Raw genomic sequence first — 20,131 nt, forward strand, 5'->3', positions numbered from 1 at the left:
AGGTATCAATCGATGCATCAAAGGGCTTGGACACGCATTCACGCAGGGTCATACGCTCGCCGGACGAAGTGACGCCCCTCACAACCGTCCGCGGAGACGCCCATGAACAGGAAGTTTCCCGCCCTCGGCCTGGCCACCGTCCTCACGCTGGCCGGCTGTGGCGGCAACCTCGGCTCCGACGACAGCGGCTCCACCGCCGCCTACCCGGAACGGGCCATCACCCTGCTGATCGGGCAGGACGCCGGTGGCAGCACCGACCTCATCGGACGGGCCCTCGCCGACCCGGCGAGTACCGACCTCGGACAGCCCCTGACCGTGCAGAACCGGCCGGGTGCGAACGGCGCGGTGGCGGCGAAGGAGCTGGCCGCGGCGAAGCCCGACGGATACACCCTGATGGTCTTCGTCGGCTCGCTCGCCTACATCACCCCGCTGGCGGTGCCGGCCGACCAGGCCGTCGACATCAACGGCTATGAGGTCGTCACCGGCATCTCGCAGGACGACTTCGTGCTCATCGCCAACCCGAAGACCGGCTTCACCACGGTCAAGGACATCGTGGACGCCAAGCGCCCGATCACCTTCGCCACCACCGGTGTCGGCACCGGCAGCCAGCTCACCCAGACCCTGCTCTTCGCCCAGGCCGGGGTGAACGCCACCGCCGTGCCGTTCAACGGTGGCGCGCCGGCGCTGACCGCCGTCCTCGGCGGCCAGGTCGACGTGGCCGCGGTGCAGCTCGGCGAGGCCAAGGAGCAGATCGAGGCGGGCAAGGCGACCCCGATCGTCACGTTCGCCACCGAGCGGCCCAGCTACATGCCGGACACCCCGACCGCTGCCGAGGCGGGCTACACCGTGCCAGTCCAGCAGTCCCGGGCCGTCGTGGCGCCGAAGGGCACCCCGAAGGAGGTCGTCGACCGGCTCCGGACCTCGTTCCAGAAGGCGTTCGCGGCCCAGGCCTATCGCGACTTCAACGACCAGCGGCTGCTCACCGCCAACGAGGTGGACGGAACGGCCCTGCTGCAGCAGTGGAACGACGCGCTGAAGACGTATCGCGATCTCGTCGCCCAGCACGAGATCGACCTGGCGGGGAAGTGATGGCCGTCGTGCCCGTCGAGGACCTCCCGGCCAAACGAGGGCCCGGGACCGAATCCGAGGCTGCGCCGGGTGTCGAGCCTGCTGGTGCTGGTGCTGGTGCCGGTGCTGATACTGACGAAGATGTCACCGGGGAGGAGCGACCGGAGCCGGCCGGGCCGGTCAGCAACCTGATCGCCGCTGGGGTCGTGACCGTTCTCGGCGGTGCCGGGATCGCCGGGTCGCTGAGTCTCGGGGCCGGCAGCCCGTCCGCGCCGGGACCGGGCACCTGGCCGTTGATCGTCAGCGGAGTGCTCGTCGTCCTCGGGCTCGCGCTGGCGGCCCGGGCCCGGCACGCCGGCGAGGCCGAGCGGTTCACCCGCAACGGACTGCCGGTCGCCGCCGCGGTGGCCACGATGATCGTTTTCGTCGCGGTCGTCGCCACCATCGGCTTCGAGATCCCCACCGCGCTGCTGGCCCTGGTCTGGCTGCGGTTCCTCGGCGGGGAGAGCTGGCGCCTCTCGATCCTCACCAGCCTCGGCGTCGTGGCCGTCTTCTACGCGCTGTTCGTCGGCGCCCTCGACGTGACCATCCCGCACCTGTTCTGAACCACTGGGAGTCCCGTTGTCCTCGGTCCTCAACGGGTTCGCCGTCGTCATCGAGCCGGAGAACCTGCTCTACTGCCTCATCGGCGTCGTCATCGGCATGCTCATCGGTGTGCTGCCGGGACTGGGGCCGGCCGCTACCATCGCCATCCTGCTTCCGCTCACCTTCGGCCTCGAACCGGTCACCGCCGTGATCATGCTGGCCGGCATCTTCTACGGCGCCCAGTACGGCGGGACCATCACCTCGGTCCTGCTCCGGCTGCCCGGCGAGGCCTCGTCGGTGGTCACCGTCTTCGACGGGCATGCGCTGGCCAGACAGGGCCGGGCCGGGGCCGCGCTGGGCGTGGCCGCCATCGGCTCGTTCGTCGGCGGCACCCTCTCCATCATCGTGCTCAGCCTCGTCGCCCCGCTGGTCGCCGGGTTCGCCCTCGACTTCGGGCCGCCGGAGTACACCGCGCTGGCACTGCTCGGCATCCTGCTCGTGGCCACCATCAGCGGCGGCGGACGGATCCGGGCCCTCACCGCGGCCGCGGTCGGGCTGCTGCTGGCCACGGTCGGGCGGGACGACTTCACCAGTGCGGAGCGCTTCACCCTCGGCAACCTGTCCCTCGCCGACGGCCTGGACTTCGTGCCGATCGCGATGGGGCTCTTCGGTCTCGGCGAGATCCTCTACAACCTCGAGGACCGGCATCGCGCGATCAAGGTCCCGGCGCACGTGGCGAACGTCTGGCCCAGCCGCGCCGACCTGCGGCAGTCCAGCGGGGCGATCGGGCGCGGATCGGCGCTCGGCTTCGTCCTCGGCATTCTGCCCGGCGGCGGGGCCGTGCTGTCGTCGATGGCGGCGTACGCGCTGGAGAAGCGGCGCTCGAAACATCCGGAACGGTTCGGCAAGGGAGCCATCGAAGGGGTGGCGGCGCCGGAGAGCGCGAACAACGCGGCGGCGACCTCGTCGTTCATCCCGCTGCTGTCGCTCGGCGTGCCGGCCAACGCGACCATGGCGGTGATCTTCGGGGCGCTGCTCATCCAGGGCGTCACGCCGGGCCCGCAACTCGTGACCGAGCACCCGGAGCTGTTCTGGGGCGTGGTCAACTCGATGTATCTGGGCAACGTCCTACTGCTGATCATGAGCATTCCGCTGGTCGGGCTCTTCGTGCGGATTCTGCGGGTCCGCGCCACCGTCCTCGCCCCGATCACGGTGCTGATCACGCTGGTGGGCGCCTACACGGTGAACAACAGCGTCTTCGACATCGGGCTGGTGATCGCGTTCGGGGTGCTCGGCTATCTGATGAAGAAGTTCGGGTTCGAGCCCGGCCCGCTGGTGCTGGCGTTCGTGCTCGGCTCGTTGCTGGAGACGTCGTTGCGCCGGTCGTTGCTGCTCTTCGGCGGCGACCCGACCGGCTTCCTCACCCGGCCGATCTCCGGGACGCTCCTGCTGTTCCTGCTACTCGTCGTCCTGGCCCCGGCGGCGCAGGCGCTGCTGCACCGCCGGGCGAACCGACAGAACCAGCTCGACTGGGCGAACCGACAGGACCAGGACAGCCGGGTGAGTCGGTAGGGGCAGGTCAGCCGTGTGTGCCGACGAGGCCGAGCCGACTGGCCCAGCCGGCTCGGCCCCGTCGAGCGAGTGGATGGGTGCGGATCAGGGGACTCGGGACCAGTCCGTGTCCGAGGCCAGGTAGAAGCCCGGGTAGGACGGCTGGTTGTAGGTGGTCTGCTGGCGAGCCACCTCCACGCGGTACTGCGGGTCGTGCATCAGGGTGTCCAGTTTGTGGGTGGTCACCTCGGTGCTCAGGTACACCCGGATCGCCGAGCTGTCGGCCAGCCGCAGGAACAGTTCCTCGCGCCAGTCGCCGAAGACGTCGGCCACCAGGCTCGGGTTGCCCTTCGTGCCGTTGTTGGCCCGTGTGCCGGTGGCGGTGAGCAGAGTGCCGCGCTTCCAGTCGTCGATCGTCGGCGTGACGTCCTGCGCGCCGTTGACGATCTGTGTGGTCAGGTCCGCCGACCAGCGGATGCTCTGGTTCGTGCCGGGGATCGTGGTGGAGACGACCTCGCCGGTCGCCGTGTGTATGCCCAGGGCCTCGGTGCCACCCGGCATGCTCGCCCAGTTCTCCAGGCCACGGTGCTCCGGCAGGACGTCGCCGACCATGCCGCGCCCGGTGTCCCGCCCGCTGTACGTACCGAACAGCACCTCACCGGTCGCCGCGTCCCGCATCGCCATGCCGTACGGCGCGTAGGTCGCCCCCTCGTGCACGGTGAAGATCTCCAGGCCGGGGCGGTCCGGGTCGATGTCCGTCACGTGCATGGCGTCGCCGTGACCGAGACGGACCCGGGCGCCCGGATCAGCGCTGCCCTCCGGGAGCACGTCGAACGACGAGTAGAGCAGGCTGCCGTCGTCGTCGATGGTCGCCGAGCCGTACACGATCTCCTGGCGGCCGTCGCCGTCCACGTCCGCGGCACTGAGCGAGTGGAAACCCTGCGTGGTCAGGGTGGCGAACTCGGGGTCGGTGCCGTCCCGGCCGTGCGGCGAGTCGTTGAACGGGTTCGTCATCGGCGTCCAGCCGCTGTCGACGTACCACTGCTCGACCAGTCTGCGGCCGGTCCAACGGTAGGCGACCATCGTCGACCGGGTGTAGTAGCCGCGGGCGAACACCGCCGACGGGTGCCGTCCGTCCAGGTAGGCCACGCCGGAAAGGAACCGGTCCACCCGGTTGCCGGGTTCGATCCGGGCCATCGCGTAGTCGCCCCACATCAGGCCGTCGTCGTGCCGGCCCGGCTTGTAGTCGACGCTCTGGAGTTCGCGGCCGGTGGCGCCGTCGAAGACGGTCAGGTACTCCGGGCCGTCGACGACGAAACCTTCGAAGGCGCGCAGGTTGTTGCGGGTGCTGCGGGCCGGCGCGTACACATCCATGAAGTAATCGGCCAGGGCTGAGGCGTCCGCCCTGGTCAGCGGGTACGTGTACCGCGGCTCGATCCCGAACGCCTCCTCCAGGGTGGCCGGCCAGTTCCCGGCGACCACTTCGGGATGCGACCGCCAGCCCTGGAACATGTCCACGACGTGCTCGTAGTAGTCCGCGGCGCTGAGACGGTAGTCCTCGGTGGGGGAGTGCCCGGGGGTGGTGATGTACCGCTCGGAGAGCACCTTGCCGGACGGGGCGTAACGGATCGTCTTCGTACCCGGGGCCGTCTTGAACATCATCTCGGAGCGGCCGTCGCCGTCGAAGTCGTACACCAGGAACTGGGTGTAATGAGCCCCGGCTCGGATGTTGACGCCCAGGTCGATGCGGTGCAGCAGGGTCCCGTCCAGCTCGTAGGTGTCGATGTAGACCGGGCCGGTCCAGCCGACCTGCGAGACGTCCTTGGAGTTCGACGGGTCCCATTTGACGACGTATTCGTACTGGCCGTCGCCGTCCACGTCGCCGACGCTCATGTCGTTGGCCGCGTAGGTGTACGTCTCGCCGGCCGGGGTCACCCCGTCGGCCGGCTTACGCAGCGGCAGGTCGTAGTGGCCCTCCGCCCACGGCTGGATCACCGCGCTGAGGCTGCGTTCGACTCCGCCGACCAGTGTCGCCACCCGGTACCGCGAGGTGGTTCTGCCACCCTTGTCCAGGTAGTTCGTGCTGTCCGTGACGGTGGCGATCCGTTTGCCGTCGCGGTACACGCGGAAGTTCGCGCCGGTCAGACCGGTCGCGGACGAGCCGGTCACCTCCGGGCCGAGCAGCCGCCAGCTCAGGAAGACGCCGTCGGCGGTGGTCGCAGCGACCAGGCCACGATCCAGCTTCTCGAGTGCCGCGCCACGCGACGGGGCGGCCGCGACGGGCGCCGGCAGCGCGGCGGCCGCGAACAACGCGACCGCTACGCCGGCCGTACCATGGAAGCTCTTCATCAGGCCGCGTCGATCTCGGCCTGGAGTTCCTTGATGAAGGCCTCGGCGGAGGCCTGTGGGGTCTGCCGCTCGAACAGTACGTCCTCGGTGTGCCGCTTGAGGATCTTCTCGATGTCGCTGGCGCCGTTCGGGGTGACCCGCGGCGAGGCGCCGACCTTGAGCGTGTCGAGGAATTCCGCGGCCGCTTTGTCGGTCTCGGCGAGTTTCGGTGTGATGGCGGCCCGCACCGTGGCGTTGGTCGGCACGCCCCGGTCGGTCTGCAGCACGTCACCGGCTTCGGTGGTGTTGAGCAGGAAGCTCACGAACGCCGCGGCCTCCGCCGGGTGCTTCGACTTCGACGACACCGACCAGAACATCGACGGCTTGTAGTAGGAGCTCTCCGCCGCGCCGGGCAGCCGTAGCAGCTTGAGGTTCTGTCCGCTGGCCGCGCTCAGCGACGTGAGCTGGGTGTTCCACCAGGTGCCGAAGGCGGAGGTGTTGGTGGCCGTGCCGGACTGGTCGAGCGGTGCCCCGGCCCGCTCGATGGTGACCGACGGCGACGGAGCGATGCCCTGTTTGGCCAGGTCGAGAAGGTATTGCCAGTAGGCGGCCAGCACCGTCGGCGGGATGGCGACCTTGCCGGCGTCGTCGTAGAGCGAAGCACCCGCCTGCCGCGCCCAGATGTTGATGCCACCGGCATCGAACCCCCACGACTGTACGCCGGTGACCTTGCCCCCACTGGCCTTGGAGACCTCGGCCCCGATCGCCTTCAGGTCGTCCCAGGTCCACGTGGTGTCGTCCGGCACCGCGATCTTGTACTGGTTCAGCAGGTCGATGTTCGCGACGATCGAGTACGCGGCCAGGCCGGTGGGGATCGCGTACTGCTTGCCGTCGACCTTGCCGGTGTCCAGCGCCGCCGCGTCGATGTCCGTGGTGGTCAGGTGTTTCGACGCGGCACCCAGATCGAGGAGCGCGCCGCGTTCGGCGTAGGAGGCCAGGTACAGCTCGTCCATCTGGATGATGTCCGGGGCGTCGCCGGCCGCGACCGTGGTCGCCAGGCTGTCCCAGTAACCGTTCCACTCCTTGAACTCGCCCTTGATGGTGATGTTCGAGTGGGACTTGGTGAAAAGGTCGATGACCTGCTGGGTGCGCTGGTGCCGGGCGTCCGAGCCCCACCAGGTGAACCGCAGCTCCACCGGGTCGGTGGAGAGGTCCGCGCCCGCGTCGCCGCCACCTCCGCCGCACGCGGCGAGGGCAGCGCCGGCGCTGAGGCCGATGCCGAGGGACAGCAGGGATCGTCTGCTCATCGCGTGGTGCACGGGAGTCCTCCGAATCATTTGATGCCGGTGGTGGCGATGCCCTTGATCAGGAATCGCTGGCCGACGAGGAAGGCGAGGAAGATCGGCAGCAGGGAGACCACGCTCATCGCGAACATGGAGCCCCAGCTGGTGGCGACGGTGGAGTCGACGAAGGAGCGCAGCGCGACCGGGACGGTGTACATCTCCGGGTCGGTCAGGTAGATCAGCTGGGAGAAGAAGTCGTTCCAGGTCCAGATGAACGTGAAGATCGTGGTGGTGGCCAGGGCGGGCAGCATCAGCGGCAGGATGACCTGCAGGAAGATGCGCGGGTGCCCGGCGCCGTCGATGCGGGCAGCCTCGTCCAGTTCCTTGGGGAGCCCGCGGATGAACTGGACCATGAGGAAGACGAAGAACGCGTCGGTGGCGAGCAGTTTCGGCACGATCAGCGGCAGGAACGTGTTGATCCAGCCGAGCTGGGAGAACACGATGTACTGCGGCACGATGATCACGTGGATCGGCAGCATGATCGTGCCGAGCATGAGGGCGAACCACAGTTTCTTGCCGGTGAAGTCGAGGCGGGCGAAGGCGTACGCGGCCATCGAGCAGGAGACCAGGTTGCCGATGATGCAGCCCAGCACCACGATCGCCGAGTTCGCCAGGTAGTGGCCGAACGGGGAGGCCAGCGCGTTCCAGCCCTCGCCGTAGTTGTGCAGTTCAAGATCGGAAAGCACGATTCCCGGCGACCGGAAGATCACGTTGTTCGGCCGCAGTGAGCTGACCACCATCCAGATCACCGGGTAGAGCATGATCAATGCGAGCGCGATCAGGCCGGTGTGCTTGAGGAATGCCAGGTTGCGCGGGGGCCGGGTCTTCTCCGCGGCCACGGTGACAGTGGTGCGTTCGGCAAGATCAGTCATCGTAGAAGACCCAATGTTTGGCAGCCCAGAAGTTGACCGCGGTGAACGCGGCGATGATCAGAAGAAGCAGCCAGGCGAGAGCGGACGCGTAACCCATGTCGAAGTTGTTGAACCCGCGCTGATAGAGGTAGAGCGTGTAGAACAACGTCGAGTCGGACGGCCCGCCGGTGCCACCGGAGACCACGAACGCCTGCGTGAACGACTGGAAGGCGTGGATGATCTGCAGCACCAGGTTGAAGAAGATGATCGGTGACAGCAGCGGGACGGTGATCCGTACGAACTGCCGCCACTTCGACGCGCCGTCCACGTCCGCGGCCTCGTAGTACATCACCGGGATCTGTCGCAGGCCGGCCAGGAAGATCACCATCGGCGCCCCGAACGTCCACACGTTCAGCACGATCAGTGTGGACAGCGCGGTGTCCGGATCCGAGATCCAGCCGCGCCCGCTCACCCCGACCATGGCCAGGACCTGGTTGAACAGGCCTTCCGCCCCGAAGATCTGCCGCCACAGCACGGCGATGGCCACACTGGAGCCGAGCAGCGAGGGCAGGTAGAACGCCGAGCGGTAGAACGCCAGCCCGCGCAGGCCCTTGTCCAGCAGCATGGCCAGGCCCAGGGCGGCCGCGAGCTGCAGCGGCACCGAGATCAGGACGTACTTGAAGGTGACGCCGAGGGCCTGGTGCAGACGTTCGTCGCCGATCATCCGCTCGACGTTGTCCAGCCCGTTGAACTCGGGCGGCTGCAGCAGGTTGTAGTCGGTGAAACCGAGCACGAACGAGGCCGCCACCGGGCCCGCCGTGATCAACAAAAGCCCTGCGAACCAGGGCAGCAGAAACAGGAAAGCGGCCTTGTTGTCCCGTGATCGGGGTGGGCCGGTCTTGGTGGATCCGAGTCGATGGAGCTCGCCGAGGGCACTCACACGCCCCTCCTTCCATGGCTCGATGGGAGAGGAAAGCGCTTTCCTGGAGTTTGCATCGACGCAACTCAGTGGTCAACGGTTTCAGAGAAGTAAATAACTGGATCGTTTCAGGGCCCAGGTAGTCGCGTTCCAGGCCTGTAAGACGAGATCGTCTTTGAACCATTCAACGCCGGTCCAGGGGTTCCCGGGGCCGCGCGTGCCGCCCCGGGGGAGCCTGAGGGGCGCAGCGGAGTTTCTGTCGTACCCGTCCGGTACAACTACCGCACTTGTTCGTGAGGAGGACTGGTTGTGACAAGCGATGGCGCCGCCTACGAGCGGCGCAGCGCAGCGCCCGTCATCGCGCCCGTGCGGCCGCGAAAGCTGGCGAAGGTGCCCTTCGTCGAGCTGGCCGAGGGCCGGCTGCAGGGTGTGGTGTCGAGCGGCTCGGACATCGAGCGGGTCTACGTCTCGTCGATCACGGCGGGCGACCACGGGCTGAGCTGCAACACCAACAACAACCGGCCGTGCGGGGGCCTGGGCGGCACCTACCCGTGCAACCACATCCGCGCGCTGGCCGAGGCCGCCGTCGCGCAGTACGGATTGTCCCGGGTCACCCGCTACCTGCGGGTCGAGCTGGCCGAGGGCGAGGAGAACCTCTGGGCCGGCCTGCACCCCACCACCGCACCGAACCGGGCGGCCGAGGTGTTCGCCAGCTTCCTGCGCCACCTGGCCTACCTGGAGCTGCCGCCGACCACCGATCCGCTGCCCGAGCTGCAGTGGTTCCCCGCCGCCGAGGTGGTGCGCTGATGCTCACCGACCTGTTGCGGGACACCCCGGCCGGCGTGGACGCCGCGTGGGCGCTGGTCGACGGCTTCGACGACGCGCTGGTGCACGGCCTGGGCCGGATCGACGAGGAGCGGGCCGCCGTCCTGGAGTCGCTGGCCGCCGCGTTCACCGGCTCGCCGCTCGCCGGCCGGGTCGCCGACTCGATCGGCAAGATCATCGCCGGCACGGTGACCGATGAGCATCTGATCGTGCTGGCCGGCGCCCGCAGCGCCCTGCTCGGCGCCGTCCACGACGCGCTGTTGTCCGCGGTGGACGGTGCGGCCGGCCGGACCCGCGAGGCGTGGCCGGCCGGCACCGCGGCCCCCGAGCCCGGCCTGCTGCTGGCCGGCACCCGGTCCTGGCTGCGGGAGCTGGCGATCGCCGGCTGGCACGGCGTCGACCACGAGCTGGCCGCCGGCGGGGCGCAGGCCGTGCAGGCGCTGCTCGCCGACCCGGCGGCCCGCCGTCTCGCGGTGCTGCTCGACGGCTTCGCGGCCGAGCTGCGGGCCGCAGCCCCGGTCGCCACCCTGGACCGCGTCCCGGTGCGCCGCTGGGCCGACCTGTGGACCCGGGCGCTGCTGCTCGCCCAGGACGGCCTGCCCCGCCCCGAGCCCACCCCGGTCAGCGGCCGCCTGCTGCTGCTCGGCGCCGACCTGCACGAGCACCCCACGGTGTTCCGGGCTCAGGCACACGGGCTGCTGGAGACCCCGGGTGGCGACGTGCGCCTGGTCCGGGTCAGCGTCGCGGGCGCCAAGGTGGACACCATCAGCGGCCCGTCCGCGTGGCGGATGCTCGCCGCGTTCCCGGTGTTCCGGTCCGCGCTCGCCGAACACCGCATCGTCGAGCTGTCCGGCATGCCGCTCACCCCGGGCGGCGACCTGATCTGGGACGAGTCGCTGGCCGTCCCGGGCGAGTCCGCCGACCCGTTCACCACGGCACGGGTCCGGCTCGGCGCGGCGATCGCCCCGCCGGTCCCGCCACTCGACCGGCATCCGGTGATGCTCGCCGAACCGATCCTGCTGGAGGGCTACACGGCCGGCGAGGAGGCGTTCGAGCTGGGTGGTGTCCGCCTCACCGTGGACCTGGCCCGGCTGCCCTCGGCCGGCCCGATCACCCCGGCGCTGGTCGCTGCCTCGACCGCCTGTCTGGGGCTGTTGCGCCGAGACGGCGACCACTGGTCGGTGCAGCCGCTCGCGGTGCAGGCCACGGTCCGTAAGAAGCCGGTGGTCGCGCACACCGCCGACTGGTCCCTCGGGCCCACCGACGCCAAGGCGGCCAAGGCCGAGGCCGCCGCCGGCACCGCGGTCGACGTGCTGCGCGAACGCGCGGGAAGGCTGCTGCGCAAATGAGCACCACCGAGAAGAACAGGCGGCAGGTCCTCTACTGGCGGCTGCTGGCCCGGATCTTCGACCCGGACGAGCAGGCCACCCTGGAACAGGGCAGCATGGCGATCGTCGGCGACCTCGGCCTGCCGGCCGCGCTGCTCGACCCGTCCGTGTCGGTGGACACCGTGGTCCAGCGGTTCCCGCAGCTCGAGGCGGAGTTCGACGGCCTGATGACGGACGCCACCGATGACCGCGACGGTGAGGTCCGCCGCGCGGCGCTGGTGTCCAAACTGCTGCTCAACGTCTTCGCCACCGGCAGCGGCAACGTCACCGCCGGTCAGCTCGCCCGGTGGCAGTCGGACGCCGGCTGGTTCGAGCGGGCGCTCGGCTGCAGACCCGGTGAGCTGCGCGGGCGCGCGGCGGCCGCGGGTGCGGGCGGTGGCGCGGGCAGCGGATCGGGCCGCGGACCGGGTGGCGGCGTCGGCACCGGGCCCGGCAACGGGTTCGACGTCGACCTCGGCCCGGTGCTCGCCGGCATCGAGGGCGAGCTGGTCAACCGGATGCAGCTGCGGGAGGTGCTCGCCGACAACCGGCTGGCCAAGCAGCTCACCCCGAGCATGTCGCTGATCGAGCAACTGCTGCGCGACAAGGACAACCTCGACGGCGTCGCCCTGGCCAACGCGAAAGCGCTGATCCGCCGGTTCGTCGACGAGGTCGCCGAGGTGCTGCGGACCCAGGTGGCGCAGGCCAGCGCCGGCACCATCGACCGGTCCATCCCGCCGAAACGCGTCTATCGCAACCTCGACATCGACCGGACGATCTGGAAGAACCTGCCGAACTGGAGCCCGGAGGACGAACGGCTCTACGTCGACCGGCTCTTCTACAAGCAGACCGCCAAGCGGGTCACCCCGGCCCGGCTGATCGTGGTGGTGGACCAGTCCGGCTCGATGGTCGACGCGATGGTCAACTGCACGATCCTCGCCTCGATCTTCACCGGTCTGCCCAAGGTGGACGTGCACCTGGTCGCGTATGACACCCGGGCGGTCGACCTCACGCCGTGGGTGCACGACCCGTTCGAGGTGCTGCTGCGGACCAACCTCGGCGGCGGCACCGACGGCACCGTCGCCCTCGACCTGGCCCGGCCGAAGATCGTCGACCCGCGCAACACCGTGGTCGTCTGGATCTCCGACTTCTACGAGTGGAACGAGCAGGGCGTCTTCGACGGGATGGCCGCCATCCACCGCTCGGGTGCCCGCTTCATCCCGGTCGGCTCGGTGAGCAGCGGCGGGCAGCAGAGCGTCAACCCGTGGTTCCGCCAGCGGTTCAAGGACCAGGGCACCCCGGTCCTCTCCGGCCGCATCAAGAAGCTCGTCGTCGAGCTGAAGAACTTCCTGGCGTTCTGAGCACATGAGACTTGAGGAGACAACAGAGATGTCGGACATGCTGCGCGCCCCCGCCGAGGCCAAGTACGCGGAGGAACTCGACTGGCTCGAGTCGATCGACGACGGCCCGAAGCCGTTCTCGTGGCGGCTGAGCCCCAAGATGGTGCGCCTGTTCATCCTCGGTTCGGAGCGGGCCGACGGCCTCGACCGCGAGATCGAGCAGAAGTGGTACGGCGATCGCAGTTTTGTCGAACGGTCCATCGTCACGCTCGCCTCGGACCGTGGACTGCTGCTCATCGGCGACCCCGGCACCGGCAAGAGCTGGCTGGCCGAGCTGCTCGCCGCCGCGATCAGCCGCAACTCCACCCTGGTCGTGCAGGGCACCGCCGGCACCACCGAGGACCACATCAAATACTCGTGGAACGTCTCGATGGTCATCGCCAAGGGGCAGTCCCGGGCGTCGATGATCCCGTCGCCGATCATGACCGCGATGGAGGGCGGGGTGATCGGCCGGTTCGAGGAGCTGACCCGCTCCACCAGTGACGTGCAGGACGCGCTGATCTCGATCCTCTCCGAGAAGTACGTGTCGATCCCCGAGCTCGACGACGACAACATCGTCTTCGCCAAGCCCGGCTTCTCGATCATCGCCACCGCCAACAGCCGGGACCGCGGGGTCAACGACCTGTCGTCCGCGCTCAAGCGGCGCTTCAACTTCGTCCGGATCCCGGTGGTCACCAACAAGAAGAGCGAGGCGGAGATCGTCCGCTTCCGCACCGAGGAGTTGCTGCGCCGGCACAACATCGAGCTCGAGGTGCCGCCCACCCTGCTCGACGTGCTGCTGCAGAGCTTCGCCGACCTGCGGGCCGCCTCCGCCGCGGCGTCCAGCGACGACGAACGGCTGGAATCGGCGCTCTCCACCGCCGAGCAGATCGGTGTTCTGGAGGACGCCATCCTGCACAGCAACTTCTTCGGCTCCGCCGCGCTGACCGCCGAGACGCTGGCCGGTTCACTCGTCGGTTCGCTCGCCCGGCGCAGCCCGGAGGACCTGGCCATCCTCAACAAGTACTGGCACGGCGTGATCGAGCCGCGGAGCAAGGACCAGGGCGGCGAGTGGAACGGTTTCCTGGAGGGTGGTCGCCAGGCGATCGCCACCCTGTCATGAGCGGGCACAGCCCTTTCGACGCGCTGCGCGGGCAGCTGCTCAGCGCGGCCGAGGACCTCGCCGGAGGCCCGGCCGCGCTGCCCGAGATCCTTGCCGGGATCGTCGACGACGTCGACCACGCGCTGCGCGAGCCCCTGGAGATCTTCCCGGTCTGCCACCACTCGCCGGCGTCCGCACTGGCCATGGTGCGCCGGCTGCGGGAGAAACAGCCGAAGGTCATCTACCTCGAGCTGTGCGAGGACCTCGGCCCGCTGCTGACCGAACTGCGCAACTGCCGCCTGCCGGTGGCGTTGCAGGCCTTCGCGTCCGAGGTGGACGGCTTCCCGCCGGAGTCGGCGCCGCTCAGCGTCATCGCGCCGATCACCGAGGCGTCCGCGGAATACCAGGCGATCGCGTACGCGCTGGAGACCCCCGACGTCGAACTCGTGCTCGTCGACCGGTCCACCGATCACGTCTTCCAGTGGCAGCCCACCGTCGAGGCGCACTCGTCCGAGGAACCCGAACAGGACCTGCACGGCGACGCGGTCGGCGTGGAGATCGGCGACCTGCGTCCCCGGTTCGCCGAACTGGAGGAGCACCTGCTGCACCACGGCAGGGTCCGGCACTGGTCCGAATGGTGGGACCAGTATGTGGAGCAGCCCCTGGCCGGGGCCGACCACGAGACGTACCGGCAGGTCATGGTGTTGATCGGCAGCCTGTTCCGACGGCTCGCCCCGCACGACACCCGGCGGTACGCGACCGACGAGGACCGCGAGCGCTACATGTGGACCCGGATCCGGGAGCACCTCGCCCGCAGCGGGGCCGACCGGTCCGACTGTCTCTACATCTGCGGCGCGTTCCACGCGGCGAGCCGGGTGCCGGAAGCCGGTTCGGAGCCGGGCACCCCGGACTTCCCGATCACCGCGCGGACCGCGACGACCTGGCTCTACGGCCTGATCCCGTCCAGCCACGCGGCCATCGAATCCCAGTTCGGCCTGGCACCCGGCTCGGTGTCGATCGCCGCCGCCACCTGGCAGAAACAGCTCGGGCGGGGACGGCTCACGCCGTTCCGGCTCGAGGGGCAGAAGGGCGGCAAGAAGCGGGTCAAGAAGGCGCTGCCCGCCCCCGCGGTGGACACCGACGTCACCGACCAGCTCACCGGCTACCTCTCCGGCCCGCCCGCACTCGACGGGCTGGACGAGGAGGAACTGCGCGGCTGGTGCGTCGACATCGTCCGGCTGGCCCGCCGCAACGGCTACCTCGCCAGCACCGCCGACGCCATCGCCGTCTACGAGACGTCGATCCTGCTGGCCGGGATGCGGGGCCGGGTCCGCCCCACGCCCTACGACTTCCAGGACGCGGCGGTCACCTGCATCGAGAAGGACACCGTCCCGGGCCGTCGCGACGTGCGCCGCCTCTGCGAGATCCTGCTCGGCGGCGACCGGATCGGCCAGGTCGGCTACGAGGCGCTGCCACCACTGGCCCGCGACGTCTACGACCGTCTCGAACCGCTCGGGCTCAACCTCGAACAGCGCACCATCCAGCGGGCGCTGCTCGACCTGGCCGCCCACCCCGAACTGGCGGCCTGCTCCCAACTGCTCTGGATGCTGCGCTACCTGCTGCCCGACCAGGCGGTCCGTCCGATCATGGGCTCCCGCAAACTGGGCGAGAGACACTTCCAGGAGAGCTGGGACCTCGACCTGGGCCGCCACCAGCGGACCATCATCGAACTGGGCTACGAGGGCGTCACCGTCGAACAGGTCCTCGAACAGCGTCTGCGGCGCGACGCGTGGGACCCGAAAGCGACGACGGCAACCGCCCTCACCGCGGTCGAGCACTCGCTGCTCTTCCTGCAGAGCCCACGACTCACCGACGAACTGGGCGCACGCGCGGTCGAACTGCTGGCGGGTGAGCGTACGGTCGACGACGCGCCCGCGGTGCTGCGCCGGATCCGCCGGTTGCTCGCCTACTACCGGTCCAGCACGCCCACCCTGCCGTCCTGGTGCGAGCGGTTCGTCACCGAGGGGTACGCGCACTACTGCACCCTGCTGCCGTCCGCGTTCGTCGACGACACGACCGGCGTCCGGCAGGTCGGTGCGATGCTCGGCTTCCTGTTCAGCATGGAGAGCCTGGCCCTCTCTCTCGGCTGCGACCGCACCCAGCTGGAGATCGCGGTGCGCCAGTCACACCCCGAGGAGCCAGCCAAGATCGCCTTGCTCTGGGCGGCGCACCACCAGCTGGGTGCGCTGTCCCTCACCGACCTTCGGGTACGCGTGGACGAACTGCTCGCCAACCCCCTGGTGGTGCCGGCCGTCCCGAAGTACGTCAGCGGCTTCGTCCAAGCCCTCGAATCGGTGCCGCGGCTGGCGCCGTTCGTGGTCGAAACCCTGTCGAAAGCGTTCGGCCGCCTACCCGACCCGGTGCTGCTGCCCTGGCTGCCGACCCTGATCACCACGTTGAAGTCGCAGGCGGCGGAGCTGGTCCCGGTGCTGACCCGGGAGGCCGGCCGGACCTTCCCGGGCAGCCTCACAGCCATCGACTCCTGGACCCCGCCGTGGGAGAAGACACGACCATCGGTGACCGCCCCCGGCAGCGCGACCGCCGGCGCCCCCGGCTCGGACCCCGGCTCGGACCCCGGGCCGGCCGGCCGTCTGCTGGCCGCGCATCCGGGGACGGCGGACGCGTTGGCGGCGCTGCTCGGTTGCGAGGGCGAGTGGACGCCGATCGCCGAGCCTGCGCCGGACCACACCGGCCCGGTGGTGGCGCTGCTGGCCGCCCACCCCGCCACCGCGGAGGAGGTGGCCGCCCTGGTCGGCGCCTGACCTCACCCGGCTCCGCACTCAGCCGCCGGTTCCGGGCTGGTCCGGCCCGCCTCGGTACTGGCACCGGTCCGGCTCTGGCCTGGCTCCGGCCCGCCCCTGTTCCGCTTCCGGCCCGACACGTCCTGGTCCTTGCCCGACCTCGGCCCTGGCCTCGGCTGCGACCCTGGCTCCGGCTCCGGCTCCGGCTCCGGCTCCGGCTCCGGTTCCGGCTCCGGTTCCGGCTCTGGCTCCGGCCCAGGCCCAGGCCCTCGATTGGTTCTCCGGGGTGGTTCGAGCGGTGGGCGGGGCGGCGGCGGTTGCGCAAGTGCGCAACCCGGGTGGGGTGGGGGTAGCCGTGACGTGGCGGGGCGTGTCCTAATCATGTCGTCGAGCCGGAAGGAGATCGATGCAGGCGGAGCAGACCGCGATCCCGTCGTTGGGGCGATGGGGTCTCTCTGCGCATGCCGATCTGACGTATCGAGCGCTCCTTCTGGCCGGCGTGCAGGACAGCAACGGGTTGGCGCGTCATCTCGGGGTTCCGGCCTTCCGGATCGTTCAGGCATTGGAGGAGCTGGCGGCCTGTGGGGCGGCGGTACAGGTGAAACGGGGGAGCCGGAGGCTGTGGCAGGCCGCCGCCCCGGACCAGGTGATGGCCAGGTTGCGGCAGCGCCGTGACCCGGTCGTGGTCACCGAACTGGTCCGGCGGCACATCGCCACGGTTTCCGGGTTGCATCTGGATCGCGTGCTGCCGGGCGGTGTTCACCGGTTCCGTAACCGGTTCGCCGCCCGGCAGCGCATCGCCGAGCTGACCGCTGCGGAACGGCACGAACACCTGGCGATCAACACCGAGGACGTGTTCACGGCGGAGGCCACGGCCGCCGCCGCGCCGCTGGACGAGGACCTGATCGGCCGGGGGATCCGCCTGCGGGTGCTGGGGTTGCGCCCACGTGACGGCAGTGTCCGGCCGGGTCCGCCGCCTGGCGGGGAGTACCGGGAGACGTCCCGGCTGCCGCTGAAGTTGATGCTGTTCGACCGGTGTACGGCGCTGATCCCGGCGGATCCCACCGATTTCGAGGCGGGTGCCCTGGAGATCGTCGATCCGGACGCGGTCGCCCATTTGACCGAACTGTTCCACCGGATCTGGCGCACCGCCGAGGATCCCGGACGCCGAGAGGTGCCGGACATCGAATTGTCAGCCCGGGAGGAGGCCGTCGTGGGTCTCCTCGCTGCCGGAGCCACCGAGGATGCTGTGGCCGAACATCTCGGCATCAGCCGCCGGACCGTCGTCTACACGCTGCGCGCGTTGATGGACCGGCTCGGTGTGGACAACCGTTTCCAGTTGGCGCTGCTGTTGGGTGCCGCCCGGGCCGTGCCGTTGCCGCCGGTCGGGACGAAACGAACCGAGGAGAGCTGAATGTCCCTGGCCCGTCGAGCCCTGACCGTGGTCACCGCTCTGATCGCGAGTGTCCTGGCCGCACCCGTGGCCGCGTCCGCGGCGGCGGACACCTCGTGGACCGGTGCGCCCTGTGCGGACGGCCGATTCGAGTTGGTGGACGTCGACTACCTCGGAAAATGGGGTGTGGTCACGGGTACCGCCACGCAGTGCGGCCCGACGGTGGCGAACGGCGGCTTCCGCATCGCGTGGTACTGGCCGAGCCGTTCGTACGGCGAGTCGCCCAGTTACAACGCCCGGCGGTTCACCACCACGGACGCCGGGGAGCAGATGGGTTTCGGCGCGGCGATCTACGTGCCGAAGGACGGCGTCGTCCCGATCTGCTTGATCGCCGGTGACCGGACGCGGGTCGCCTGCGCGCTCACCGGCCCTCGGATCGGATACATCGAGCCGATCGACGTCGACGACGTGCGGGTCGCCAAGGAGTATGTCGGCGAGGGCTACGACCCGGACCACAATCCGGCCGACCTGTCGAACGATCCGCCGAACCCGGAGGATGTCGAGGGCTTCTGCGGAACCTGCTTCTGAGCGATGTGGATGTTCCGGAGTGTGATCGCGTACCGAAGAAAAGGGCGTTTGGTCCCTGATGCGGGATCTTGCGTTCCGGAAACCGTCAGAAGACTCACGGGGAATTCTTAGGAATCGCTTCTAGGGTCGATGGATGCAGAGTGTGGCGGTCGTGCCGTGATGACGGTGCTCCGTCCGGATGGGTCCGAGCCGCCGGAGCCCGTGACGGAGGAGCGCAAGCCCCGGTTCAACACCGCGTGGAACACTCCCGAGCTGCGCCGCAGGGTCCTGGTGGGCGCTGTCGTCGCCTGGGCCGTGGCGATCACCGTGCTCGTCGTCGTACGCGACGGGGGCGATGAGACGACCCCGGCCGCCACCGCCCCCGCTGCGTCTCCCTCCGCGTCGGAGGCGCCTCTGACCGTGCCGGAGGTCTATCAGGCGCTGGCGCCGTCGGTCGTGCTGATCCAGACCACCGGGCACGATTCGCAGAGCCGGGCCGAGGCCGGCACCGGCACCGGTGTCATCGCCAACGCGGACGGCACGGTGCTGACCGCCCTGCACGTGGTCGACGGCGCCGAGACGATCCGGGTGACCTATGCGGACGGGACGTCCGCGCCCGCCGAGATCGTGACCGAGGATCCGGCCCAGGACATCGCCACGCTCGTTCCCGGCAAGCTCCCCGAGACGCTGGTGCCCGCGGTGCTCGGCGGCGGCGTGCAGGTCGGCGAGGAGGTGGTGGCGATCGGCAACCCGCTCGGGCTGACCTGGAGCACCACCGACGGCGTCGTCTCCGGCATGGACCGGACCGCCGGAAAGATCGAGGGGCTCATCCAGTTCGACGCGGCGGTCAACCCCGGCAACTCCGGCGGACCGTTGATCAACACCCGTGGGCAGGTGGTCGGCATCGTCATCGCGCTCGCCAATCCGACCGACGCCGGCACTTTCATCGGCATCGGGTTCGCCGTGCCGATCGGCGCCGCACTCGGTGGTGGCGGAGAGGGCGACGGGCAGGCCCCACCGCTGTGACAGAAGCCGTAAGAAGACAAGGACGGATACATGAGCTGGACCGACGCCCCGCCCGCCTCCGCCGGCCCGATCGAGAAGGTGCTGTACGAGGTCAAGAAGACCATCGTCGGCCAGGACGTCCTGCTCGAGCGGCTGATCGTCGCGCTGCTCGCCCGCGGCCACATCCTGGTCGAGGGCGTGCCCGGCCTGGCCAAGACCCTGGCGGTGAAGTCGCTCGCCGAGGCGATCGGCGGTGACTTCCACCGGGTTCAGTTCACCCCGGACCTGGTGCCCGCGGACATCGTCGGCACCCGGGTCTACAACCAGCAGAGCGGTGAGTTCCAGGTTCAGCTCGGGCCGGTCTTCACCAACCTGCTGCTCGCCGACGAGATCAACCGGGCGCCGGCGAAGGTGCAGTCCGCGCTGCTCGAGACGATGCAGGAGCGTCAGGTCACCATCGGCCGGGAGACGCACAGGCTGCCGAACCCGTTCCTGGTGATGGCCACCCAGAACCCGATCGAGAACGAGGGCGTCTATCCGCTGCCGGAGGCGCAGGTCGACCGGTTCATGATGAAGGTGGTGGTCGGCTACCCGACGGCCACCGAGGAGTTCGTGGTGGTCGAGCGGGCTCTCGCGCCGAACCCGGTGATCCAGAAGATCATCGACCCGGAGACGCTGGTGCAGTTGCAGCAGCAGGCCGATCAGGTCTACGTCGACCCGTCGCTGATCGAGTTCGCGGTGCAGCTGGCGCACGCCACCCGCGACCCGGCCCGGATCGGCCTGACCGATCTGGCCCGCTACGTGACGTTCGGCGCGAGTCCCCGGTCGTCGATCAGTCTGGTGCTCGCCGCACGGGCGCTCGCCTTCATCCGCGGCCGCGAGTACGTCGTGCCCGAGGACCTCAGTGAGCTGGCCATGGACGTGCTGCGGCATCGCATGGTGCTGTCCTACGAGGCGTTGTCGGACGAGGTCACCGCCGATCTGATCATCTCGAAGATCCTGGCGAACCTGGCGTTCCCCGACCCGGCCGGCCGGGGCCGTTGACCG

Annotated in this window: 16 protein-coding genes; 12 read left to right on the forward strand and 4 right to left on the reverse strand. The window is 69.6% G+C overall.

Going from position 1 to position 20,131, the window contains the following annotated elements:
* Positions 1–102: 102 nt before the first annotated feature.
* The 3 genes from QSK32_RS29185 to QSK32_RS29195 are packed head-to-tail and all read left to right on the forward strand — an operon-like array spanning position 103 to position 3,225.
* Positions 103–1,089, forward strand: coding sequence for a tripartite tricarboxylate transporter substrate binding protein (locus tag QSK32_RS29185; RefSeq protein ID WP_285473739.1), 987 nt, complete (start codon positions 103–105; stop codon positions 1,087–1,089).
* Positions 1,089–1,673, forward strand: a complete 585-nt coding sequence (locus QSK32_RS29190; protein WP_285473740.1) for a tripartite tricarboxylate transporter TctB family protein — start codon at positions 1,089–1,091, stop codon at positions 1,671–1,673. Before QSK32_RS29185 ends, QSK32_RS29190 begins: the two co-directional genes overlap by 1 nt.
* A gap of 16 nt (positions 1,674–1,689) precedes the next feature.
* Complete coding sequence (locus QSK32_RS29195) at positions 1,690–3,225, forward strand: tripartite tricarboxylate transporter permease (RefSeq protein ID WP_285473741.1); 1,536 nt, start codon at positions 1,690–1,692, stop codon at positions 3,223–3,225.
* Positions 3,226–3,309: 84 nt separating this feature from the next.
* Here QSK32_RS29195 and QSK32_RS29200 read toward each other — a convergent pair whose 3' ends face one another.
* Genes QSK32_RS29200 through QSK32_RS29215 form a run of 4 tightly spaced genes read right to left on the reverse strand, consistent with a single transcriptional unit; the run spans position 3,310 to position 8,666 of the window.
* Entirely contained in the window at positions 3,310–5,553 is a 2,244-nt protein-coding gene (locus tag QSK32_RS29200; protein WP_285473742.1) for a rhamnogalacturonan lyase, read from the reverse strand.
* The gene (locus tag QSK32_RS29205) at positions 5,553–6,839 is read right to left on the reverse strand and encodes an ABC transporter substrate-binding protein (RefSeq protein ID WP_045742793.1); all 1,287 of its coding nucleotides are present in this window, start codon (positions 6,837–6,839) and stop codon (positions 5,553–5,555) included. The genes QSK32_RS29200 and QSK32_RS29205 overlap by 1 nt, the downstream gene beginning before the upstream one ends.
* A gap of 26 nt (positions 6,840–6,865) precedes the next feature.
* Positions 6,866–7,747: a carbohydrate ABC transporter permease gene (locus tag QSK32_RS29210; protein ID WP_045742794.1), complete on the reverse strand. Its 882-nt coding sequence runs from the start codon at positions 7,745–7,747 to the stop codon at positions 6,866–6,868.
* Positions 7,740–8,666, reverse strand: coding sequence for a carbohydrate ABC transporter permease (locus tag QSK32_RS29215; protein WP_045742795.1), 927 nt, complete (start codon positions 8,664–8,666; stop codon positions 7,740–7,742). The genes QSK32_RS29210 and QSK32_RS29215 overlap by 8 nt, the downstream gene beginning before the upstream one ends.
* A 288-nt stretch (positions 8,667–8,954) precedes the next feature.
* Here QSK32_RS29215 and QSK32_RS29220 point away from each other — a divergent pair, with 288 nt between their 5' ends.
* The 9 genes from QSK32_RS29220 to QSK32_RS29260 all read left to right on the forward strand — a co-directional run bounded on the left by QSK32_RS29220 (position 8,955) and on the right by QSK32_RS29260 (position 20,128).
* Entirely contained in the window at positions 8,955–9,452 is a 498-nt protein-coding gene (locus QSK32_RS29220; protein ID WP_045742796.1) for a hypothetical protein, read from the forward strand.
* Positions 9,452–10,819: a hypothetical protein gene (locus tag QSK32_RS29225; RefSeq protein ID WP_045742797.1), complete on the forward strand. Its 1,368-nt coding sequence runs from the start codon at positions 9,452–9,454 to the stop codon at positions 10,817–10,819. The genes QSK32_RS29220 and QSK32_RS29225 overlap by 1 nt, the downstream gene beginning before the upstream one ends.
* Entirely contained in the window at positions 10,816–12,198 is a 1,383-nt protein-coding gene (locus QSK32_RS29230) for a vWA domain-containing protein (protein ID WP_285473743.1), read from the forward strand. Before QSK32_RS29225 ends, QSK32_RS29230 begins: the two co-directional genes overlap by 4 nt.
* 28 nt (positions 12,199–12,226) lie before the next feature.
* The gene (locus QSK32_RS29235) at positions 12,227–13,339 is read left to right on the forward strand and encodes an ATP-binding protein (RefSeq protein WP_045742799.1); all 1,113 of its coding nucleotides are present in this window, start codon (positions 12,227–12,229) and stop codon (positions 13,337–13,339) included.
* Positions 13,336–16,140 (forward strand): DUF5682 family protein, encoded by a 2,805-nt coding sequence (locus QSK32_RS29240; RefSeq protein ID WP_045742800.1) that lies wholly within the window; start codon positions 13,336–13,338, stop codon positions 16,138–16,140. The genes QSK32_RS29235 and QSK32_RS29240 overlap by 4 nt, the downstream gene beginning before the upstream one ends.
* Before the next feature lie 385 nt (positions 16,141–16,525).
* Positions 16,526–17,533, forward strand: coding sequence for a LuxR C-terminal-related transcriptional regulator (locus tag QSK32_RS29245; RefSeq protein WP_285473744.1), 1,008 nt, complete (start codon positions 16,526–16,528; stop codon positions 17,531–17,533).
* Entirely contained in the window at positions 17,534–18,100 is a 567-nt protein-coding gene (locus tag QSK32_RS29250) for a hypothetical protein (RefSeq protein ID WP_045742802.1), read from the forward strand.
* A gap of 201 nt (positions 18,101–18,301) precedes the next feature.
* Positions 18,302–19,105: a S1C family serine protease gene (locus tag QSK32_RS29255; RefSeq protein WP_245673963.1), complete on the forward strand. Its 804-nt coding sequence runs from the start codon at positions 18,302–18,304 to the stop codon at positions 19,103–19,105.
* A gap of 30 nt (positions 19,106–19,135) precedes the next feature.
* Positions 19,136–20,128: an AAA family ATPase gene (locus QSK32_RS29260; RefSeq protein WP_045742804.1), complete on the forward strand. Its 993-nt coding sequence runs from the start codon at positions 19,136–19,138 to the stop codon at positions 20,126–20,128.
* Positions 20,129–20,131: the final 3 nt, after the last annotated feature.

The organism is Actinoplanes sp. NBRC 101535 (genome assembly GCF_030269225.1).
Classification (GTDB): Bacteria; Actinomycetota; Actinomycetes; order Mycobacteriales; family Micromonosporaceae; genus Actinoplanes; species Actinoplanes rectilineatus.